At 64.6% G+C, this 18,349-nt stretch carries 14 protein-coding genes and 1 pseudogene; 5 read left to right on the forward strand and 10 right to left on the reverse strand.

Annotation, left to right across the window (positions count from 1 at the left end; genetic code table 11):
• Positions 1–195: 195 nt before the first annotated feature.
• The 9 genes and pseudogenes from U4Y88_RS06860 to U4Y88_RS06900 form a co-directional block, all read right to left on the reverse strand.
• Positions 196–447: pseudogene (locus U4Y88_RS06860) on the reverse strand (hypothetical protein); the annotation flags it as partial.
• 59 nt (positions 448–506) lie between these two features.
• The gene (locus U4Y88_RS06865) at positions 507–1,340 is read right to left on the reverse strand and encodes a hypothetical protein (RefSeq protein WP_321783117.1); all 834 of its coding nucleotides are present in this window, start codon (positions 1,338–1,340) and stop codon (positions 507–509) included.
• Positions 1,337–3,634 carry a cation:proton antiporter gene (locus U4Y88_RS06870; protein WP_321783119.1) on the reverse strand — a complete coding sequence of 766 codons (2,298 nt, stop codon included), beginning with the start codon at positions 3,632–3,634 and terminating at the stop codon, positions 1,337–1,339. The genes U4Y88_RS06865 and U4Y88_RS06870 overlap by 4 nt, the downstream gene beginning before the upstream one ends.
• A gap of 67 nt (positions 3,635–3,701) precedes the next feature.
• Positions 3,702–4,289, reverse strand: coding sequence for a LutC/YkgG family protein (locus U4Y88_RS06875; protein WP_321783121.1), 588 nt, complete (start codon positions 4,287–4,289; stop codon positions 3,702–3,704).
• The gene (locus U4Y88_RS06880) at positions 4,276–5,745 is read right to left on the reverse strand and encodes a lactate utilization protein B (protein WP_321783123.1); all 1,470 of its coding nucleotides are present in this window, start codon (positions 5,743–5,745) and stop codon (positions 4,276–4,278) included. Before U4Y88_RS06880 ends, U4Y88_RS06875 begins: the two co-directional genes overlap by 14 nt.
• Positions 5,742–6,485 (reverse strand): (Fe-S)-binding protein, encoded by a 744-nt coding sequence (locus U4Y88_RS06885; protein ID WP_224012423.1) that lies wholly within the window; start codon positions 6,483–6,485, stop codon positions 5,742–5,744. Before U4Y88_RS06885 ends, U4Y88_RS06880 begins: the two co-directional genes overlap by 4 nt.
• A gap of 147 nt (positions 6,486–6,632) precedes the next feature.
• On the reverse strand, positions 6,633–7,847 hold the full coding sequence (locus tag U4Y88_RS06890; protein WP_321783125.1) for a porin: 1,215 nt from the start codon (positions 7,845–7,847) through the stop codon (positions 6,633–6,635).
• A 169-nt stretch (positions 7,848–8,016) separates the two neighbouring features.
• A complete protein-coding gene (locus U4Y88_RS06895; protein ID WP_321783127.1) occupies positions 8,017–9,483 on the reverse strand; it encodes an APC family permease in 1,467 nt (488 codons plus the stop codon).
• 341 nt (positions 9,484–9,824) lie between these two features.
• Positions 9,825–10,835, reverse strand: a complete 1,011-nt coding sequence (locus tag U4Y88_RS06900; protein ID WP_321783129.1) for an AraC family transcriptional regulator — start codon at positions 10,833–10,835, stop codon at positions 9,825–9,827.
• 228 nt (positions 10,836–11,063) lie between these two features.
• Here U4Y88_RS06900 and U4Y88_RS06905 point away from each other — a divergent pair, with 228 nt between their 5' ends.
• The 5 genes from U4Y88_RS06905 to crcB all read left to right on the forward strand — a co-directional run bounded on the left by U4Y88_RS06905 (position 11,064) and on the right by crcB (position 16,976).
• Positions 11,064–13,043, forward strand: coding sequence for a primary-amine oxidase (locus U4Y88_RS06905; RefSeq protein WP_321783131.1), 1,980 nt, complete (start codon positions 11,064–11,066; stop codon positions 13,041–13,043).
• The gene (locus U4Y88_RS06910) at positions 12,988–14,037 is read left to right on the forward strand and encodes a hypothetical protein (protein ID WP_321783133.1); all 1,050 of its coding nucleotides are present in this window, start codon (positions 12,988–12,990) and stop codon (positions 14,035–14,037) included. The genes U4Y88_RS06905 and U4Y88_RS06910 overlap by 56 nt, the downstream gene beginning before the upstream one ends.
• A 26-nt stretch (positions 14,038–14,063) precedes the next feature.
• The gene (gene styD, locus U4Y88_RS06915; RefSeq protein WP_321783134.1) at positions 14,064–15,542 is read left to right on the forward strand and encodes a phenylacetaldehyde dehydrogenase StyD; all 1,479 of its coding nucleotides are present in this window, start codon (positions 14,064–14,066) and stop codon (positions 15,540–15,542) included.
• 181 nt (positions 15,543–15,723) lie between these two features.
• Positions 15,724–16,482 carry an SDR family oxidoreductase gene (locus tag U4Y88_RS06920; RefSeq protein ID WP_321783136.1) on the forward strand — a complete coding sequence of 253 codons (759 nt, stop codon included), beginning with the start codon at positions 15,724–15,726 and terminating at the stop codon, positions 16,480–16,482.
• Positions 16,483–16,595: 113 nt separating this feature from the next.
• Positions 16,596–16,976: a fluoride efflux transporter CrcB gene (gene crcB / locus U4Y88_RS06925; protein WP_224012415.1), complete on the forward strand. Its 381-nt coding sequence runs from the start codon at positions 16,596–16,598 to the stop codon at positions 16,974–16,976.
• A gap of 128 nt (positions 16,977–17,104) precedes the next feature.
• On the opposite strand, the gene cfa is transcribed toward crcB, so the two are convergent.
• Complete coding sequence (gene cfa / locus U4Y88_RS06930) at positions 17,105–18,283, reverse strand: cyclopropane fatty acyl phospholipid synthase (RefSeq protein ID WP_224012414.1); 1,179 nt, start codon at positions 18,281–18,283, stop codon at positions 17,105–17,107.
• Positions 18,284–18,349: the final 66 nt, after the last annotated feature.

The raw sequence follows: 18,349 nt of genomic DNA on the forward strand, positions 1-18,349 counted from the left end.
CTCGTTCGTGCTGTCGTCGGAACTCGACGGCGCGCCGAACGGATCGTCGTCCGATTTCGCGGAAGCCGCCTCACCGAACGGATTCGCCTTCGCGGCGCGCGTCGTCTCGCCAAACGGATTGACCGGCGCATTCGACGCGCCCGCGCCGCCGAACGGATCGGCAGCCGCGCGGCGCGAAGCCTCCTCGTCGTCGTCCGTCTCCTCGCCTTCCGCCGCGAGGTTGTACTCCGCCTGCACCTGCGCGAGCACGCTGGCGATACTCGCCTCGAAACCGGCCGCGTTGCCGAAATGCTTCATCGTCCAGTTGCAGCCCGCGCGGTCAGCGGCTTGCCATTGCGGGCGCGGCACGACGATCTTCACGCCGTCCTCCACCACTTCCTGCAAGCGCTGAAGGCGGCGCTTCACTTCGTCCTGCAAACGCGATGCGTTGAGTGTCTTGCGCGGCATCGGTGACCTCCTGTTCCTGATTCCAATCGATGCGCGCGAGTCTAGCGCAACGCCGCGTATCATTGCGCACGCGGCAACAGCACACCCGGTTCGCGCGGCACATCCATATGCCGGAGCGCGTCGCGCATCGCGTCGCTCTCGATGATGATCTGCCCTGAAAACGGCGTGTCGAGATCGACGATCACATACACCGACGACGAAATCGACACCGCGCCCAGCACGATCATCGCGGCGGCCAGCGAGTTATGCGGCGCGACCAGCCCGAAGCTCAGGAAGATCAGGATGAGCCAGAGCGTGAGCATCGCGAAAAACGGTCGCGAAATCGTGCCGTGCGCCTCCTCGATCAATCGCCATCGCGTGTCGCGCACGCGCGCGAACAGGTCGCCGAGCCGCGTCGCCAGCGCCGCCTGATAACGGTCGTGTGGCTCGAACAGCGCAATCTGATGCGCGACCGTGTTCAGCATCGCGCCGAGCTGCGTGCTCTCCAGTTCGTCTGCGCGCGCGGCCGGCACGCGCGGATAATAGTTGCCCGGCGGCGCGCTCTCCTGCGGCCATGTCGACGCGATCGCCGCCGCCGTGTAGATGCGCAGCGCCTTGCGTGCGGCATCCGCGCCTTCGCCATAGTCACGCAGACGCGAATCGAGCTGGATAAGTTCCGCCGCGTAGGCGCGCATGTCGTCGGTGGCGGTGTCGTAGCTCGTTTTCGCCGACGCGGTCAGCAAGCTCAGCACGAGCGCCGCGAACGTCACCAGCATGCCGACCACCAGTTGCACGAGCTGCACGGTCTCGTGCTTGCGATGCTCCTCAGGCAACAACGGCTTGAGCAACACGCCGAGCCCGGCGCCGCCAAGCAGCAGCACGAAGACGAGCGCAGCGGAGCCGAGTTCGGTCATGGCTCGGCTCGCGGTTCGGCGGCGCTTGTCGTCGTGCTTTCCTGCGTGCTTTCCTGCGCGCTTGCGTTCACGACTTCGTTCGTATTTTCGTCGCCCGACACTTGCGCGACGGGCTCGCTTGGCGCAGCAGCGGCGGCGGCATCGCGCACAGCATCCGCTTCGTCGATCGGCACCGGCGCGGCGTCCTCGTGCGCGAGCGCCCCGCCCGAGGGCAGCAGCACGCCCGGATGCGCGCGCGGCACCGCAAGCTTCCACGCCACATCCAGTTCGCGGCGGATCGAGTCGTAAATCTCCTTCGAGATCGAGCGGTCCTCGTACATATCGACCACGCGCGCGCGTCCTTCACGCAACGCATAGAGCAGCATCATGCGGCGCTCCAGCACGTCCGCGCCGTGGCCAAAGCAACGGCGCACGTCGTCGAGCCCGCGCTCCACCGCTTCGATACGCCCTTTCAAAATGGTGCCGAGCAGTTTCGCGAGCCGCGCGCCGAGCAGCGGCGTGAGGCTCGTTTCCGAAAACCCGTAAAGCTCGTGCAGCACCACGCGGCGACACATCAGGAGTTCGAAACGATCGGCGAGCGCATCCGAATACGGCTGCGTAATATGCAGCCAGCGCGCGAGAAAGCGCCCAAGGCGCAGGCCCGGCGTGTCTTCGAGAATGCGCGCCGCCGCGCGCTGATAGCCGATGCGGCCCGCCACGCGCGACTCCTCGATCATGGCGTCGGTGTTCTGCATCATCGCGTCGAGATTGCGCACGGTGATGATGCCGCTGCCATAGCGCGGAATCAGATCGCGCTCCTTCGAAGCCAGCGTGACGAGACCGATCGCGAGCCGCTCGCGCTCGGACAGCGCGACCTCGATATCGAACGCCGTCGCGCACAGGTCGATGCTGCGGCGAAAGGTGCTGCACGCTTCCTCGGCGATGGCATCGGCAATGCGGAACGTGCGCGCCGCCGCGTGCACTTCCTCCGACACGCGGATCGACGACAACTGCACCGCCTGCTGCTGAAGCGCGGCCTCTTGCGGCGACAGCAGATCGAGCTTCAGGCGCTTGATCAACAGCTTCAGCGACGAGCCGTTCACGATCAGGCTCACGAGCACGAAGCCGGTGGCGAGGATCGCCACGAAGCGGCGCGTGCTCTCGGGCAGCGCCTCGTTCTGCGCGAGGCCGAGCGCGAGCACGAGCGTGACCGCGCCGCGCAACCCGCCCCACGCGATCACGAGTTTGTAGGCGGCGCTCACGGGCTCGGTGAGCTTCAGCTTGCTCAATAGCGGCAGCATGCCGAACGCGACCACCAGACGCGCCAGCAGTGCCGCGACCACCACCACGACGAGCGCGAGCAGATCGCCCCAGTGCGCCGCGCTCAATGTCGCGGGAATCTGCATGGCCGCGAGCAAGAAGATCGCCGCGCCCGCCATCGCCGCGACCTGCTCCCAGATCAATTGCAGATGCTCCCAGTTACGCGGCGACAGACGCGTGCGCCCGAGCCCGCTGATGACGAGGCCCGCCGCCACCACCGCCACCACGCCCGAGACGTGCAGCACCTGGTCGGCGAGCAGATAGAGCGGATACGGCAGCGCAAAGCTCAGCGAAATTTCGGCCTTGCCCTCGCCGCCCAGATTCGGCAGCAGATACGCGATCGCGCGTCCGGCCAGTGCGCCCAACGCGAGGCCGCCGACGAGTTCGATGGCGAGCGTGCGCAGCGCCGCGCCTGCCGTGGCCGCGGCGACATCGCCGGTGATGGCCGCGATCAGCACGCTCGCGATGGCGATCGCCGCCGCGTCGTTGAGCAGGCTCTCGCCTTCCACGAGCCGCACGAGGCGCGCGGGCGCGCCCACTTCACGGAACACCGCGAGCACCGCCGATGGATCGGTGGTGGCGACCATCGCGCCGAGCAGCAGGCCGTCGGTGACCGGCCCGAGTCCCGTGAGGCCGATGCTGCCGCCGACCATCGCCGTCGCCACGAACACGGCCACGACCGCGAGCAGCAGAATGGGCGCGGCGTCGCCGAGCATCTCGCGCACGTTCACGCTGAGCGCGGCCTGGAACAGCAGCAGCGGCAGGAAGATCCAGAGATAGGCTTCGGGCGGCAGGCGCGGCGCAAACGTGGGCGTGACGACACTCGACGCGAGTTGCGGCCACAGATCGCCGCTCAGCATATAGATGCCGCCCAGCGCGAAACCCCAGGCCGCGAGCAGCACCGACTCGGACAGCGCGAAACGCAGGCTCACGGCCTGCACCAGCGCGATACTCGCCAGCAGAAAACCGCTCAGTAGAAGAATGTGGATGACCATCGTCGCTCGCGTGACTGCCCGGCCTGCAAGATCGCGTCGATGTCGTGCGCGCGCGGCCCGGCGCGATTCAGTGCGCGGGCAGCCATACGACGGTCAGCGATCTCACCCCTTGCGCGCCCTGAATCAGCACGCCCTCGATATCGGCGGTCGCGGACGGCCCCGTGACCAGCACCGCGTAGCGCGCGTGACGAAAATCGTCGCGCCGATACGCGTCCTGCAAACCCGCCACGATAGCGGCGGGATCGAGCAGCACGTAAAGATGCTGCACGAGATAGCCGAGCGCGTTCACGCCGTACTCGCGTTCGCTCAGCCAGACCGAACCCGTTTCCGCCACGCCGAAGCGCGCGCGCACGACGCCCACCTGCACGTCTTCGAGCGACGCGGGCGGCGTCTGCGCATCGATCGCACGCGTGCCCGGCACCTCGGGCGTGCTCGACACGATCGACACCTGCGCGCCGAAGCGTTCGTGAATCAGCGCGCGCACGTCGCCGCCCGATGCGGCCTGCGCTGTCTTTCCGCCCATCAGCGTGAGACCGGCGGTGAAGCGCTCGCGAATGTCGCCGGGCGGCGCGTCGAAAAGCGGCACGTCGGGCAGCGGCTCCGCAGCCGGTTGCGCGGCGCGCACGCGCGCGAGAAAGCTCTCACGGCTGGCCATCGCCGCCTCCCTTGCCGCGGTGTTTGCGATACCACGCATGGAACGTCGTGGACGGCGCCTGCGGCAGCGTGCGTTGACGGCCCCAGATATTCAGCGGGTTATAGAGCACGAAATTCGGCAGCCGCCGCAGCGCGCCGTCGAGCGAACTCACCGCCGCGCGATAGAGCTTCGGACTCCCGAGCAGCTTGCCCGCCATCTTCAGCACTTCCTGCTTGACGAACGGCACCGCATGCTGCGCGGCGATGACCTCGCGCCATTGATAAATCTGCTCGTGAATATTGATCTTCACGGGGCACACATTGGTGCAACTGCCATTGAGCGTGGACGCGAACGGCAGCGCGCTGAATCGCTTCAGATCGAAGGTCGGATTGATGATCGCGCCAATCGGACCCGCATAGGTGCTGCCATACGACAACCCGCCGCTGCGCCGATAAACCGGGCACGTATTCATGCACGCGCCGCAACGGATGCACTTGAGCGAGTACCAGAAGTCGGGCATCGCGAGCCGCGCGCTGCGGCCGTTATCGACGAGCACGAAATGCAGTTCCGCGCCTTCGCGCGGCGCGCGGAAATGCGAGGTGTATTGCGTGATCGGCGAACCGAGCGCGCTGCGCGAGAGCATGCGAATGAATACGCCCAGATCGGAAAGGCGCGGAATGAGTTTTTCGATGCCCATCGACACGATATGAATGGGCGGCACGTTGGCCGAGAGATCGGCGTTGCCTTCGTTCGTGCAGACCACCACGGTGCCGGTCTCCGCCACTGCGAAATTGCAGCCCGTCATGCCCGCCGTGCGGTCGCGCACGAACCATGGACGCGTGTTCATGCGCTGGCTTTCGGCCAGATAATGAATGTCGTTGTTCTGCGGGTCGGTGCCGATGGTGCGGCCGAACACCTGAGCCACGTCGTCGCGCAATTTATGCACGGCGGGCACGACGATATGACTCGGCGGCTGCTTGTCGAGCTGCTGGATGCGTTCGCCGAGATCGGTTTCCATCACCGCGATGCCGCGCTGCTCCAGATAAGGGCGCATGTCGCATTCGTCGGTGAGCATCGATTTGCTCTTGACCAGCGCCGTGATGCCGCGCTCGTTCAGGATACGGAAAACCGTTTCGTTGTGCTCGCCCGCCGTATCGGCGAAATGCACTTTCACACCATTCGCTTCGGCCACGCGCGTGAACTGGTCGAGATAATCGGCCAGATGCGAAAGCGTGTGCGCCTTGATCTGCGAAGCGAGCGTGCGCAACGTTTCCCATTCCGGTATCGCGTGCGCCTGCGCGTCGCGTTTCGTACGCAAATCCCAAAGGCGTTTGTCGTGAAAGTCGACGTGTTCGGGATGCGCGAGAAACGAGCCCGCGAGCTTCGCGTGCTCGACGCGCTTTCCCGTATTTGCATTGGCTTGACGCGGCGTGTCGGGCGCGCTCGCGTTCGATTTCGTGGCGGGATCGGCACTCATGCGCGCGCTCCGTTGAGCACCTGCGCAATGTGAATGAAGCGCACGTCGGCTTTCATGCGCTCCGCGCAGCCCTGCTGGTGCATGAGGCACGACATGTCGCCGGAGACGATGTACTGCGCGCCCGCGCTCACATGATCGACGATCTTGTCCTGGCCCATGCGCACCGACACCGCTTCTTCCGTCACGGCGAACGTGCCGCCGAATCCGCAGCATTCGTCGGGCCGTTTGGGCTGCACGAATTCGATGCCCTTTACGTGTTGCAGCAGCGCGAGCGGTTTGGAAAACGGCGCGCCGGCGATCTCGGATATCGACGCTTCGTGCAGATGGCGCAGCGCGCTACAGCTATTGTGCAGGCCCACGCGCCACGGGAATTCGGCCCACGGAAAATCGCGCGCGCCGAGTACGTCGTGCAGGAATTCGACCAGTTCATACGTGTTGGCGCGCACGTGGCGCACTTCGTCGGTCTGCTCGATGGCGGTGAGGTGGTCGCGCACGTGGTTCACGCAGCTCGCCGAGGGCCCGACGATATGATCGTAGCCCGCAAAGGCGCGCACGAACACGCGCTCCGCGCCCGCCGCGTCGGCCTGTGCGCCGCTGTTGGCCATCGGCTGCCCGCAGCAGGTCTGCTCCAGCGGATACTCGACCTCGCAGCCGAGCCGCTCCAGCAATTCGAGCGTCGCGATCCCCACTTCGGGGTAGAACGCGTCGATGAAACACGGGACGAACAGGGCAACTTTCATGCGAGGGCTCACGCGGAAAGCGGACCGGACCATTCTAGCGCCGATCCGCCGGCCCGGCGCGCGAAGCGGCCAGGCGCCGCCGCGCGCGCCGTCTGGCGCAGTGCAACGCGAGGCGGCGCCCTCTTCTCCCGCCGCCTGCCGTCTCGCTCAGAAGTTGTGGCGAATCCCGGCGATCACCGCCAGTTGCTTGTCGCTGTCCGAGTTCACGAGATTCGGGATCTGCGCGAGGTTGCGCGTCGCCCCGCTCGATGCGTCGATCCCGAGTCCCGCGCCCGTCGACTTCTGGCCGATCGCGACCGCATAGAGCGCGGTCCGCTTCGAGAGGTTATAGACCGCGCCGAGGTTGATCTGATGGATGCGCGTCGACGAGCTGTCGCCTGGGTGTGCGTCGTTGAAAATATAGGCGAAGCCGAATTGCAGCGCGGGCGAGTATTGCCACATCGTATTCAGTTCGGCGATATCGAACGAGATATTCGCGCCCTGCGGCTGAGCGGTGCTCGCGAAGTATTGGCTCTGCGACAGACGCGTGTGCGTGTAGCTCAGCGCCAGCGTCACCGGACCGACGACATACGAGCCGCCCGCGCCCCAGATGTCGATTTTCTCCGCATTCTGTAGTTCGCAGTACGATGCATCGGCATTCGCGCAACTGAAGTCGCCGATATAGCCGCTCTCGCCGCCCAACGCGGCCTGCAATGGATTATGCAATTGCAGATAGCCCGCTGAAAGCGAAAGCGGCCCGTGCGTGTAATTCGCGGCGATCGACCAGCCGCGATTCTTCGAGAAGTCGCCGGCCACACCGCCGAGGCTGAACAGGCCGCCCACGGTCAGGCCGCCGAAACTCGGGCTCAGATACTTGATCGAGTTATTGAAGTTGAACGCTTCGTTGAGGTTATCGACGTCGCCGAAATGCGAGCCGTAGAGCGTCGCCCAGTTATTGCTCGACGCATACGCGCCGAGGTAATCGGAAAACGGATCGTATTGGCGCCCCAGCGTGAGCGTGCCGTAGTTTGCATTCGCGACGCCGACCCACGCGTTGCGGTTGAACAGCGTGCCGCTTTGCAGCATCGCGCCGTTCTGCGTAAACAGGCTGTTTTCCAGCGTGAAATTCACCGTGGTGCCGCCGCCGATGTCTTCGCTGCCCGTGAGGCCCCAACGCGACGGCACGAGATTGCCGCCGCCCAGTTGCCAGTTCGAATGACCGTCGGTGCTGCCGTCGGCGTGCGTGGTTTGCTGGTTCGACGAATAGACGATGCCGGCGTCCACGGTGCCGTAGAGCGTGACCGTGGACTGCGCGTGCGCGCCGATCGCGAGGGTGCACGAAGCCAGCGCCAGCGCCGTGCGCTTGACGAAAATATCTGCCATGTCGTTGTCTTTTGAAGTGAGAGATCGCGCGGGCCGTCATGCGCCGGACGCGACCGGGCTACGGCGCGCGTCGTTCGCACGCGCCGCCCGCGTAGCTGCTGCCAGTGTTGACTGCTGGAGGTAGTGCTGGATGAAGCGTTGACGAAGCGTGTGAAGAGACCGACGCGCCCTACTGCCCGAAGCGTGCGTAGATGTTGGGCCGCGCGCGCTTGAGCGCAAAGGCCAGCGCGATACCGAGCACGGCGACCGCGAGCACGATCCACGGGAATGCGCGCACGACGGCGCTATCGGAGCCTGAGAGCGCGTCGAGATTGCCGATCAGCACGAAGCCGATCCACAAGAGGCCGATACCGCCGAGCACCGGCGCCGCGAACGCGTGCCAGAAGCGCGTGTCCTTTTTCGTGGCGCGAAAGTACGCGACCACGGCGAAGCTCGTCACCGCCTGCAACATGACGATGCCGATGGTGCCCAGCGCCGAGGTGCAGCTAAAGACGATATTGAACGGGTCCGCGCCCACGAGCACGAAGACGCCGATCGGCACCAGCACGGAAAGCGTTTGCAGATAGCTCGCGAGATACGGCGAGCCGTACTTCGGGTGCAGGCGGTCGAGCTTCGCGGGCAGCAGGCCTTCCACCGAGAGCGCGTGAATGTAGCGCACGATCGTGTTGTGAAACGACAGCAGGCTCGCGAAGATGCTGGAGAGCAGCAGCAGGCTCATCGCCGTGGTCATGGTGCCGCCGAGATATTTCGCCGACTGCATGAACCAGAAATCACCGGGCTGTTTGGTCGCGACATCGGCCACGTCTTTCAGGCCATAGGCGCACACGATTGCCCACGTGACGAACGCGAAGAACACCAGAATCAGCGAGACCGACACATAGGTCGCGCGCGGCACCGTCACTTTCGGATCGCGGCACTCCTTGCCGTAAATCGCTGTCGCTTCGAAACCGATGAACGACGCGAGCGCGAACATCACGGCAATGCCCATGTGGCCGCTGAACACGTGTTGCGGCGCGAACGGCGCGAGCGTGAGGCCGTCGGGGCCGCCGTGATGGATCACGATGGCGAGCGAGAGCACCAGCAGAATGCCCATTTCGAGGCACATCAGCACGCCGAGCAGACGGCTGTTGAGATCGATGCCGCGCAAACCCGTGATCTGCACGATGGCGAGGCACGCGAGCGAATACGCGTACCACGGCAGCGCGCTATGCAGCATCGGGCCGAACACGACGGTACAGAAGAAGCCGAACAGGCCGTACAGCGCAATCTGGATGCAGGTGTACGACAGCAGCGCGACGAGCGCGCCCGCCATGCCGAGCGGACGGCCGAGGCCCGCCGTGATGTAGGCGTAGAACGCGCCGGCGCGCACGATGTGACGGCTCATCGAAGCGAAACCCACGCTGAACACGAGCAGCACCACGCCCGCGATCACGAAGGCGCCTGGAATGCCCGCGCCATTGCCGAGGCTGATGGCGGGCGGCACTGCGCCGAGCATGCCAGTGAGCGGCGCGGCCGCCGAAATCACGAGAAACACGATCTGCCACAGGCCGAGGCGGCTGCGCTGGGGCGCCGAGGCGTCAGCGGCGTCAGCGGCGTCGTCGCCGACGAGGCCGGCGGTTGAAAACGGTTCATTCATCGTTGCCTCTGCGGGTGTCTGGTCTGATATTCGCCATACGACACGATGAAAACCGTGTGCCCTGGCGCTCGTCGAATCGAAGCTCGCCGATTGAACCCGGATTGCATCCGGGATTCATTTTTCGATTCGATTGGAGCGCATGGTAGGCAGCTAAAAAATATGGCGACCTGGCCTTCCGCGCCAAATTTTCGATAAAGTGCGCCAACGCACCTGCGGGTTTTTACTTAACGAGGCAAAAATACCGAATTTGATTCGGATGACGAATCAATGAACGGAAACATCGACGCGCGCGTACAGGCGCGTCAGCTTTCTATTTGTAAACAGGGCGTGAAGCCGGCAATTCAGCGTGATTTGTCCGGCCGCGCCCAGTTGCGCGTGGCGCGCCAGAGCACGGTGGCGTCGGCGTAACCCACCGCGCGCGCGACCGCCGCGTTCGTCATGCCATCCTGATCGCGCAGCACGGCCACGTTGCGCTGGCGCTCGTCGCGAATGATCTCGCGCACCGACGTGCCCGCTTCCGCGAGATGGCGTTGCAAGGAACGGTTCGAGAGACCGAGATCGCGCGCGATGTCGGCGACCACGAGCTTCTCGCGCGCGAGCCGCCGCGTGACGAGATCGCGCACCTGATCGACGAGATTGTGGGGCACGGTATCGCGCGAAATGAGGTCGGTGGCGTGGCGCTCCATCAGGCGCGCGAGCTGGTTGTCCGCGCTTTTGAGCGGCGCGTCGAGGTCGTGCGGATGCAGGATCACCCCGCTCGACGGCTGCTGAAACCGCACCGGCACGCGGAAAATCCGCATATAGGGCTTGATATCGGCGGGCGCGGCGTGCTCGAAATGGATCTCGACCGGCGTCCATTGCGCGCCGCGCACGAGGCGGATCATGTGGCACATCGCGCTCACGCTGTATTCGGCATCCTGACGACGCGGCCAGATGTTCGCGTGCGCGATGCGATAGCTCCAGATCGGCCATTCGTTGTCGCTGACGAGGTCGACGAGCGTCGCGCTTTGCCATGAAGCGAGCGCATCGGTGAATCTACGGATTGCGGAGCCGAGCGTGGGCGAAGACATGAACACGAGCCCGGCCGGACCGAGTTCCGTGAGCTGCAATTCGTTGCCCAGACGCAGGCCAAGCCACGGTTCGTCGAGCACCTGCGCGGCGCGTTCGAACACCTCGACATAGCGCCCGAGCGGCAGGATTTCATAAGGGTCCGACAACTGGCGGCGGCTCAGTCCGAACTCGCCGAGCAGCGCGTCGCAAGGGGCGCCGGCGGCGTCGAGCGCACGCACGATGGGGCCCATCACGGCGCCGCGAATCATCGGAAAACCGCTATTCACAGGCACTCTTTTCATGTCTCGCTCCGTTCGCCTGACGGCTCTCGTTCGCTCTACGTATGGCGCACTCTATCGCCCCTTTGGCGCGTTCTGCAAGCGCGAAAAAAATACGGCGTTTCTACGATGGATGCACGACATCGCCCATGGCCTCGCACAACGAATCACCCTGCATTCAGTGCTTCATACACGAATGCACGCGACGCAAACGGCGCTGTTCCGGCTCAACGACATCCTTACGAAATGCTTATGAACACGACCTCGAATTCGCATCCGCTCGACCCACTGAGTCTCGCTGAAATGCAGCTCGCCTGTGACATCGTGAAGGCCGCCGAACAGCTCGACGAATTTGGCCGCTTTCCCGTGACCGAATTGCGCGATCCGCCCAAGGCCGAAGTGCTCGCCTGGCGGCAAGGCGATTATTTTTCGCGCTGTGCATTCGTGATCGCCATCGATCGCACGCGTTCGCAAACGATTGAATTCGTCGTCGATCTGCGCGAGAAAAAAGTGGAATCGCGCACGCCGCTCTCGCTGCAAAGCGCGCCGTTCGGCCAGCCGCCCGTGATGATCGAAGACTTCATCAATGCCGAGCGTATCGTGAAAGAAGATCCGGCATGGCGCGCAGCCGTGCTCAAGCGCGGCCTCACCGAAGACGATCTCGAACGCGTGCAGGTGGACCCGTTTTCGGCGGGCGCGTTCGACCGGCCCAACGAAGGCGGCCGTCGTCTCGTGCGCTGCGTGAGCTATTACCGCGAGCACGTGACCGACAACGGCTATGCGCATCCGATCGAAGGCGTGGTCGCCGTGGTCGATCTGCTCGAACAGAAGGTGATCGAACTCGTCGACGATGGCCGCATCATTCCGATTCCGCGCGCAAAGCACAACTACGACACGCCGAGTCTCGGCGAGCCGCGCGACACGGTGAAGCCGCTCTCGATCAGCCAGCCCGAAGGGCCGAGCTTCACGATCGACGGCTGGCAGGTGAAATGGCAGAACTGGAGCTTCCGCGTGGGCTTCACGCCGCGCGAAGGCCTCGTGCTGAACCAGATCACCTGGGACGATGGCAAGAACGCACCGCGCCCCATCATCTATCGCGCGAGCGTGACGGAGATGTGCGTGCCCTACTCCGATCCCACGACGAATCACTACTGGAAAAGCGCGTTCGATGCGGGCGAATACGGGCTCGGCAAACTCGCGAATCAACTTGAACTCGGCTGCGATTGTCTGGGCACGATCCGCTATTTCGACATTCCGTCCGCCGACGATTTCGGCAATAGCTTCACGATGAAAAACGCCGTGTGCCTGCACGAAGAAGATTACGGCACGCTCTGGAAGCATTATGAATTTCGTACCGGCGTTTTCGAAATGCGCCGCTCGCGCCGTCTCGTGATTTCGTTCTTCGCGACGGTCGGCAATTACGATTACGGCTTTTACTGGTACTTCTATCAGGACGGCACGATCCAACTGGAATGCAAGCTCACGGGCATTATCCAGACCTCGGCTGTCGCCGATGGCGGCGCGTATCCGTGGGGCGGCATGGTGACCGAGAATCTCGGCGGCCCGACGCATCAGCACTTCTTCAACGCGCGTCTGCACATGATGGTCGACGGCGAGAAGAATGCGGTCACGGAGCATGAATTCGTGCCGCGTCCGATGGGCGAAGGCAATCCGTACGGCAACGTGTTCGACACCACGAAGCGCGTGCTCAAGACCGAGCAGGAAGCGGCGCGCAATGCGAACGGTCAGACCGGCCGCTTCTGGAAAGTCGTGAATCCGAATGTGAAGAATCGCGTGGGCGCGAATCCGGGCTACAAGCTCATCGTCAACGACTCGCCGCTGATGCTCGCTGATCCGAACTCGAAGGTGCGCCAGCGCGGCGGCTTCGCGACGCGTCATGTGTGGGTCACGCCGTACGACACCACGCAGCGCTATGCGAGCGGCGACTATCCGAATCAGCATGCGGGCGGCGACGGTCTGCCGCGCTATATCGAGGCGAATCGCAATGTCGAGAATGAGGACATCGTGCTGTGGCACAGCTTCGGTCATACGCATGTGTGCAAGCCTGAAGATTTCCCGGTGATGCCGGTGGAATACGCGGGCTTCATGCTCAAGCCGAATAACTTCTTCGACGGCAATCCGGCGATGGATCTGCCGGGCGGACGCGATCCGCATAGTGTGCAGGACGGCGCGCCCGACAGCGCTCCCACCTGCTGCGGCAGCAAGAAGTAAGCGAGCCATGCGCCGTCTCTCATTCATGAGCGTTCGCGGCACACTCGCCGACGCGTGCGCATGGTGCGCGGTGATGGGCGGCGCTGCCTCGTTGGCGGCGGGCGTGATGGTGATAGCGATGCACGCGGGCGCGCATGTCGGCGCGCTCGCCGCCAGCGCACTTGCGCTCGCGGCCATGGCCTTGCTGCCTGCGGTACTTGCACGGCGATTCGCATCGCGACCGGTCACGCCCATCGCCGCCGCGCTCATTACGACGATGATCGCGATGAGCGCGGCATCGGCGCAAGCGAATGCCATCTCGATCGCGTTTGCCGCGATGCTGGTTTTGATAGGCGTCGCGTCGCTGATTCCAACGTGGAATGATTTGCGAGCGAAGCATTTGCAAAGGATTCCCAATCGTTCAATTGAACGCCGTGATTTGACTATCGCATTGGGCGGCAATGCGGCCATGCTCGCCGCCGCCCTGGTCGCCGGTTTATCGAGCGGCGTGCTCGCGCGCTTTCAACTCTTTTCGATCTGCGCCGCCGGGCCGTTTTCGCTTTCGCATGCAGCCGCTTCGTTCGGCATCGTCATCGCGTTGGGTTGGATCGCGGATCGCGTCGACCATCGGCATGCGCTGCTTGCGCTCTTTATCTTGCGCGGCCTGTTGCTCGCCGCGCTCACGCTCGACGCGCTTTCGACCTGGGCGATCTTCGCGGCGCCAGCTTTCGCGCTGCTCGACGCGCTCACGCTGCCCGCGCTGATCCGCTCGTCGCGTCTGCGACGCGCCGCGCACGCAGGCTGTCCAGGAATCGTTCATCACGGCGGCATGCTTGCGGGCACCGCGCTCGCCACCACATCCTGGGGTTTTAGCCAGGGCTTCTACACGCTCTATCTGCTCGGCGCCGCGCTCAACCTCGCCTGTGCCTATGCACTCGCCAACCGTCGCGCCGCCAGCACGCATTACGTCACGCCATCCGCGCTCGCCACGCGCGGCGCAATCGAACTTCGCTGAACCCATCAACGAATCAAGGAGACAAGATGGACCGCCAGGATTTCACGCATACGATCCGCACGCAGATGTTCGTCGACGGACGCTTCGTCGAGAGCGGCAACGGCCGCAGCTTCGCCGTTTTCAATCCGGCCAGCGGCAATGAAATCGCGCAGGTGCCCGACGCCAGCGATGCCGACATCGACGCAGCAGTCGGCGCCGCGCGCCGCGCCTTCGAAGCCGATACATGGCGACGTCTGCCGCCCGCCGCGCGCGAGCGTCTGCTGCTCAAGCTCGCCGATCTCGTCGAGCAAAATGGCGACGAACTCGCCGCGCTCGAAACGCTCAATCAAGGCAAGTTGCTCGGCTTTTCGAAAATGCTCGAAGTGGGCGGCAGCGTGCAATGGCTGCGTTACATGGCGGGCTGGGCGACCAAGATCGAAGGCAGCACCGTCGATCTCTCGCTCGCGTTTCCGCCGGGCGTGCGCTACAACGCGTCCACGCGGCGCGTGCCTGCCGGTGTGGTCGCCGCGATCGTGCCGTGGAATTTCCCGCTGCTGATGGCCGTGTGGAAGATCGCGCCCGCGCTCGCCTGCGGCTGCACCGTCGTGCTCAAACCGGCCGAGGAAACACCGCTCACCGCAATCCGCCTCGCCGAACTCGCGCACGAAGCGGGCTTTCCGCCAGGCGTGTTCAACGTCGTCACGGGCCAGGGCGAGACGGCGGGCGCAGCGCTCGTGCGTCATCCGCAAGTGGACAAGGTCACGTTCACCGGCTCGACCGAAGTGGGCCGCATCATCGGCAAGCAGTGCGCGAGCGATCTGAAGCGCGTCTCGCTCGAACTCGGCGGCAAGAGCCCCGTGATCGTGCTCGACGACTGCGATCCGCAACGCGCGATCGAAGGTGCGGCAGGCGCGATCTTTTTCAATCACGGTCAGGTCTGCACCGCGGGCTCGCGCCTTTATGTGCCGCGTGCGCGCTTCGATGAGATCGTCGGCGGCATCGCGGCCGTCGCGCGCAATACGGTACTCGGTTCCGGTTTCGATGCGGCCACGCAGATGGGGCCGCTCGTGTCCGCGCGCCATCGCGACAAGGTGGCGGGCATGATCGCGCAGGGCCGCGCGGAAGGCGGCGAGATTCTCGCGGGCGGCGGCGATGGTCAGCGCGCGGGCTTCTTCGTCGAGCCGACCGTGATCGCGAACGCCGGCAACCGGCCGCTCACGGTCGTGCGCGAGGAAGTGTTCGGCCCCGTGCTCGTGGCGATGCCGTATGACGACGTCGAGGAAGCGATCGCGGCCGCCAATGCTTCGGAGTACGGATTGGGTGCGAGCGTGTGGACCAATCAGCTCGATCGCGCGCTGCGTGTGGTCGATGGCGTGCAGGCGGGCACGGTCTGGGTGAATACGCACAACATGGTCGACCCGGCGCTGCCGTTCGGCGGCTTCAAGTCGTCGGGCATCGGCCGCGAACATGGCCGCGCGATCATCGACGCCTACACCGAGACGAAATCGGTCTGCATCGCGTATTGAACTTCGACGCGGGCGCGTGTGCAGGCAGATTCAATGTTCACTAACCTTCGCGTGCGCCCGGTCGATTGTTAATCGAAATGGAATGATGAAACCCGCCGCCGCGCAATGACCGGCGGCGCGAATTCCCGCATGATCGACTCCATTCCCGCTGCGGCGGACACCCATCGAATGGAGATCGAGCATGAACACCGCAACCACAAACTCCACCACCGCGCGCGGCGTGGCCATCGTCACCGGCGCGTCGCGCGGCATTGGCGCCGCCGTGGCCGCGCGGCTGGCCCGCGACGGCCATGCGGTCGTCGTCAACTATGCGTCGAGCGCACGCGAAGCCGACGCCCTGGTCGCGTCGATCACGGCGGCGGGCGGCCGCGCGATCGCCGTGAAAGCCAATATCGCGAAGTCCGACGAAGTGCGCGCGCTGTTCGAGACGACACTCGCGCAACTCGGCCAGCCCACGGTGCTCGTCAACAATGCGGGCGTGATGAAGATCGCCACGCTCGCCGATTCGGCCGACGCGCTCTACGACGAAATGTTCGACATCAACGTGCGCGGCACGCTGAACACGATGCGCGAAGCCGCCACGAAACTCGCGAACGGCGGACGCGTCATCAACTTTTCGACCACGGCGCTCGCGCTCAATCTGCCCGGCTACGGCATCTACAACGCCACCAAGGGCGCGGTCGAAGCGCTCACGCGCGTGTTCGCGAAGGAACTGCGCGGACGCGGCATCACGGTGAACGCGGTCGCGCCAGGGCCGGTCGCCACCGCCCTCTTTCTCGAAGGCAAGACCGAGGAACAGATTCGCCATTTCGCGAGCATGCCGCCGCTCGAACGCCTCGGCCAACCCGAGGACATCGCCTCGGTCGTGTCGTTCCTCGCGGGCCCGGACAGCGGCTGGGTCGACGGCCAGACGCTGCGCGCCAACGGCGGGCTCGTCTGACGCGGCACACGGCACGCACGGCGGCAGAGCCGCGCTGCTACACTTTGGGGTCCAGGCCGGAGCGCGCCGCTACGCCGTGCGCGCCGTTCATTGCGCTCACCACGACCCCTGACATGTATCTGTCCATACTCGCCGTCGGCATCGGCGGCGCGCTCGGTTCGCTGCTGCGCTGGGTGCTCGGCCTGCGGCTGAACGCGCTCTTTCCCTCGCTGCCGCTCGGCACGCTCGCGTCCAACGTGATCGCCGGTTACGTGATCGGCGTGGCGGTCGCGGCGTTCATGCGTCTGCCCGAGGTTTCGCCGCAATGGCGCCTGTTCGTCATCACCGGCTGCATGGGCGGCCTCTCGACGTTTTCGACCTTCTCCGCCGAAGTCGTCGCGCATCTTCAGGAAGGTCGCTTCGGCTGGGCGGCGGGCGAGATCGTCATTCACGTGTGCGCCTCGGTGCTGATGACGATACTCGGCATCGCAACGGTCGCGGCTGTCATGCGTTAAATGCATTCAATGTGTTCGGCGCTCAGACGAATAAAAAAAACCGCCTCGCCATTGGCGCATGCGGTTTGCTTTCAAACGACTGCATTCGAAAAAGGCCTTGAAACAAGGCCTTTTTCACACGTAGCGGATTACTCCGCCGTCGGCAATTCGGGGCGCGCATAACCGCCCATCCGACCATTGCGCGACAGCACGAACTGCCAGAGTTGAATATCGCGCGCGCGGAATGCACCCGCGCAGGACAGCAGATAGTAACGCCACATGCGATAGAAGCGCTGGCCCATTTCCGCTTCGAAACGCGGCCACGCGGCTTCGAAATTCGCGTGCCACGCCATCAGCGTGCGGTCGTAATCGGCGCCGAAATTGTGCAGGTCCTCGGTGACGAACAAGCCGCCCGAGGCATCGGCGATCTGGCCGATGGTCGGCAATTCACCGTTGGGGAAAATGTATCTGTCGATCCACGGATCGGGCGTGGTGTCGCGACGATTCTTGCCGATCGTGTGCAGCAGGAACAGCCCTTCGCTGTCGAGACAGCGATGCGCGACTTCCATATACGTGCGGTAGTTTTTCGGCCCGACGTGCTCGAACATGCCTACGCTGGCGACACGATCGAACTTCTCGTCGAGCAGGCGATAATCCTGCAACCGGAACTCCACCGGCAGCCCTTCGCAACTGGCTGCGCCCAGCGCGGCCTGCTCCTTCGAAATGGTCACGCCCACGCACGAGACGCCGTAGTGCTCGGCGGCGAACTTCATGAGACTGCCCCAGCCGCAGCCGATGTCGAGCAGACGCATGCCCGGCTGCAGGCCGAGCTTCCGGCAAATCATGTCGAGCTTGGCTTCCTGCGCTTCATCGAGGGTCTTCGCGCCGCCCTGCCAGTAACCGCAGGTGTAGGTCATGCGCTTGTCGAGCATGGCCTCGTAAAACGCATTGCCGATATCGTAGTGCTGCTGACCAACCTTCCACGCGCGACGCGCGGTCTGTCGGTTCATGAGGCGCGCCCTGAGCGCGTGAAAGACGAGACGAGCGGGATCGATCTGGTCGTCTAGATGCGCGCGCAACACATGCGAGAAGAATTCGTCGAGCTGCTCGCAATCCCACTGGCCGTCCATATAGGCTTCACCGAGGCCGAGATTGCCGAGCGCCAGCACGCGCTCGGGCACCTGCGGATCGTGTATGCGCATGTCCCACGGCCGCGTGCCGTTGAACTTGACGTCGGCGCGCGCCAGGAGTTGGGCGGTAAATCGCCAGGCCCCCGAACCCGTGGCCTCGCGGGCGGGTTGGGCTGCTTCGAGATCGGTCGTTGCCATACGTGCTCCGTCAAGACCGGAACCGGCGCCCTGCGCCTCACTCCGGCCACATGCAAGAGGTTGCTA

It is taken from the genome of Paraburkholderia sp. J94 (genome assembly GCF_905220285.1).
GTDB classification, from domain to species: domain Bacteria; phylum Pseudomonadota; class Gammaproteobacteria; order Burkholderiales; family Burkholderiaceae; genus Paraburkholderia; species Paraburkholderia tropica_A.

What these genes read in the sequence shown, in the direction of transcription:
- U4Y88_RS06900 (WP_321783129.1), bottom strand. Translation starts at nt 10,835, where the DNA reads ATGAAAAGAGTGCCTGTGAATAGCGGTTTTCCGATGATTCGCGGCGCC.
- U4Y88_RS06880 (WP_321783123.1), bottom strand. Translation starts at nt 5,745, where the DNA reads ATGAGTGCCGATCCCGCCACGAAATCGAACGCGAGCGCGCCCGACACG.
- U4Y88_RS06885 (WP_224012423.1), bottom strand. Translation starts at nt 6,485, where the DNA reads ATGAAAGTTGCCCTGTTCGTCCCGTGTTTCATCGACGCGTTCTACCCC.
- U4Y88_RS06870 (WP_321783119.1), bottom strand. Translation starts at nt 3,634, where the DNA reads ATGGTCATCCACATTCTTCTACTGAGCGGTTTTCTGCTGGCGAGTATC.
- U4Y88_RS06895 (WP_321783127.1), bottom strand. Translation starts at nt 9,483, where the DNA reads ATGAATGAACCGTTTTCAACCGCCGGCCTCGTCGGCGACGACGCCGCT.
- styD (WP_321783134.1), top strand. Translation starts at nt 14,064, where the DNA reads ATGGACCGCCAGGATTTCACGCATACGATCCGCACGCAGATGTTCGTC.
- crcB (WP_224012415.1), top strand. Translation starts at nt 16,596, where the DNA reads ATGTATCTGTCCATACTCGCCGTCGGCATCGGCGGCGCGCTCGGTTCG.
- U4Y88_RS06890 (WP_321783125.1), bottom strand. Translation starts at nt 7,847, where the DNA reads ATGGCAGATATTTTCGTCAAGCGCACGGCGCTGGCGCTGGCTTCGTGC.
- U4Y88_RS06905 (WP_321783131.1), top strand. Translation starts at nt 11,064, where the DNA reads ATGAACACGACCTCGAATTCGCATCCGCTCGACCCACTGAGTCTCGCT.
- U4Y88_RS06875 (WP_321783121.1), bottom strand. Translation starts at nt 4,289, where the DNA reads ATGGCCAGCCGTGAGAGCTTTCTCGCGCGCGTGCGCGCCGCGCAACCG.
- U4Y88_RS06865 (WP_321783117.1), bottom strand. Translation starts at nt 1,340, where the DNA reads ATGACCGAACTCGGCTCCGCTGCGCTCGTCTTCGTGCTGCTGCTTGGC.
- U4Y88_RS06920 (WP_321783136.1), top strand. Translation starts at nt 15,724, where the DNA reads ATGAACACCGCAACCACAAACTCCACCACCGCGCGCGGCGTGGCCATC.
- cfa (WP_224012414.1), bottom strand. Translation starts at nt 18,283, where the DNA reads ATGGCAACGACCGATCTCGAAGCAGCCCAACCCGCCCGCGAGGCCACG.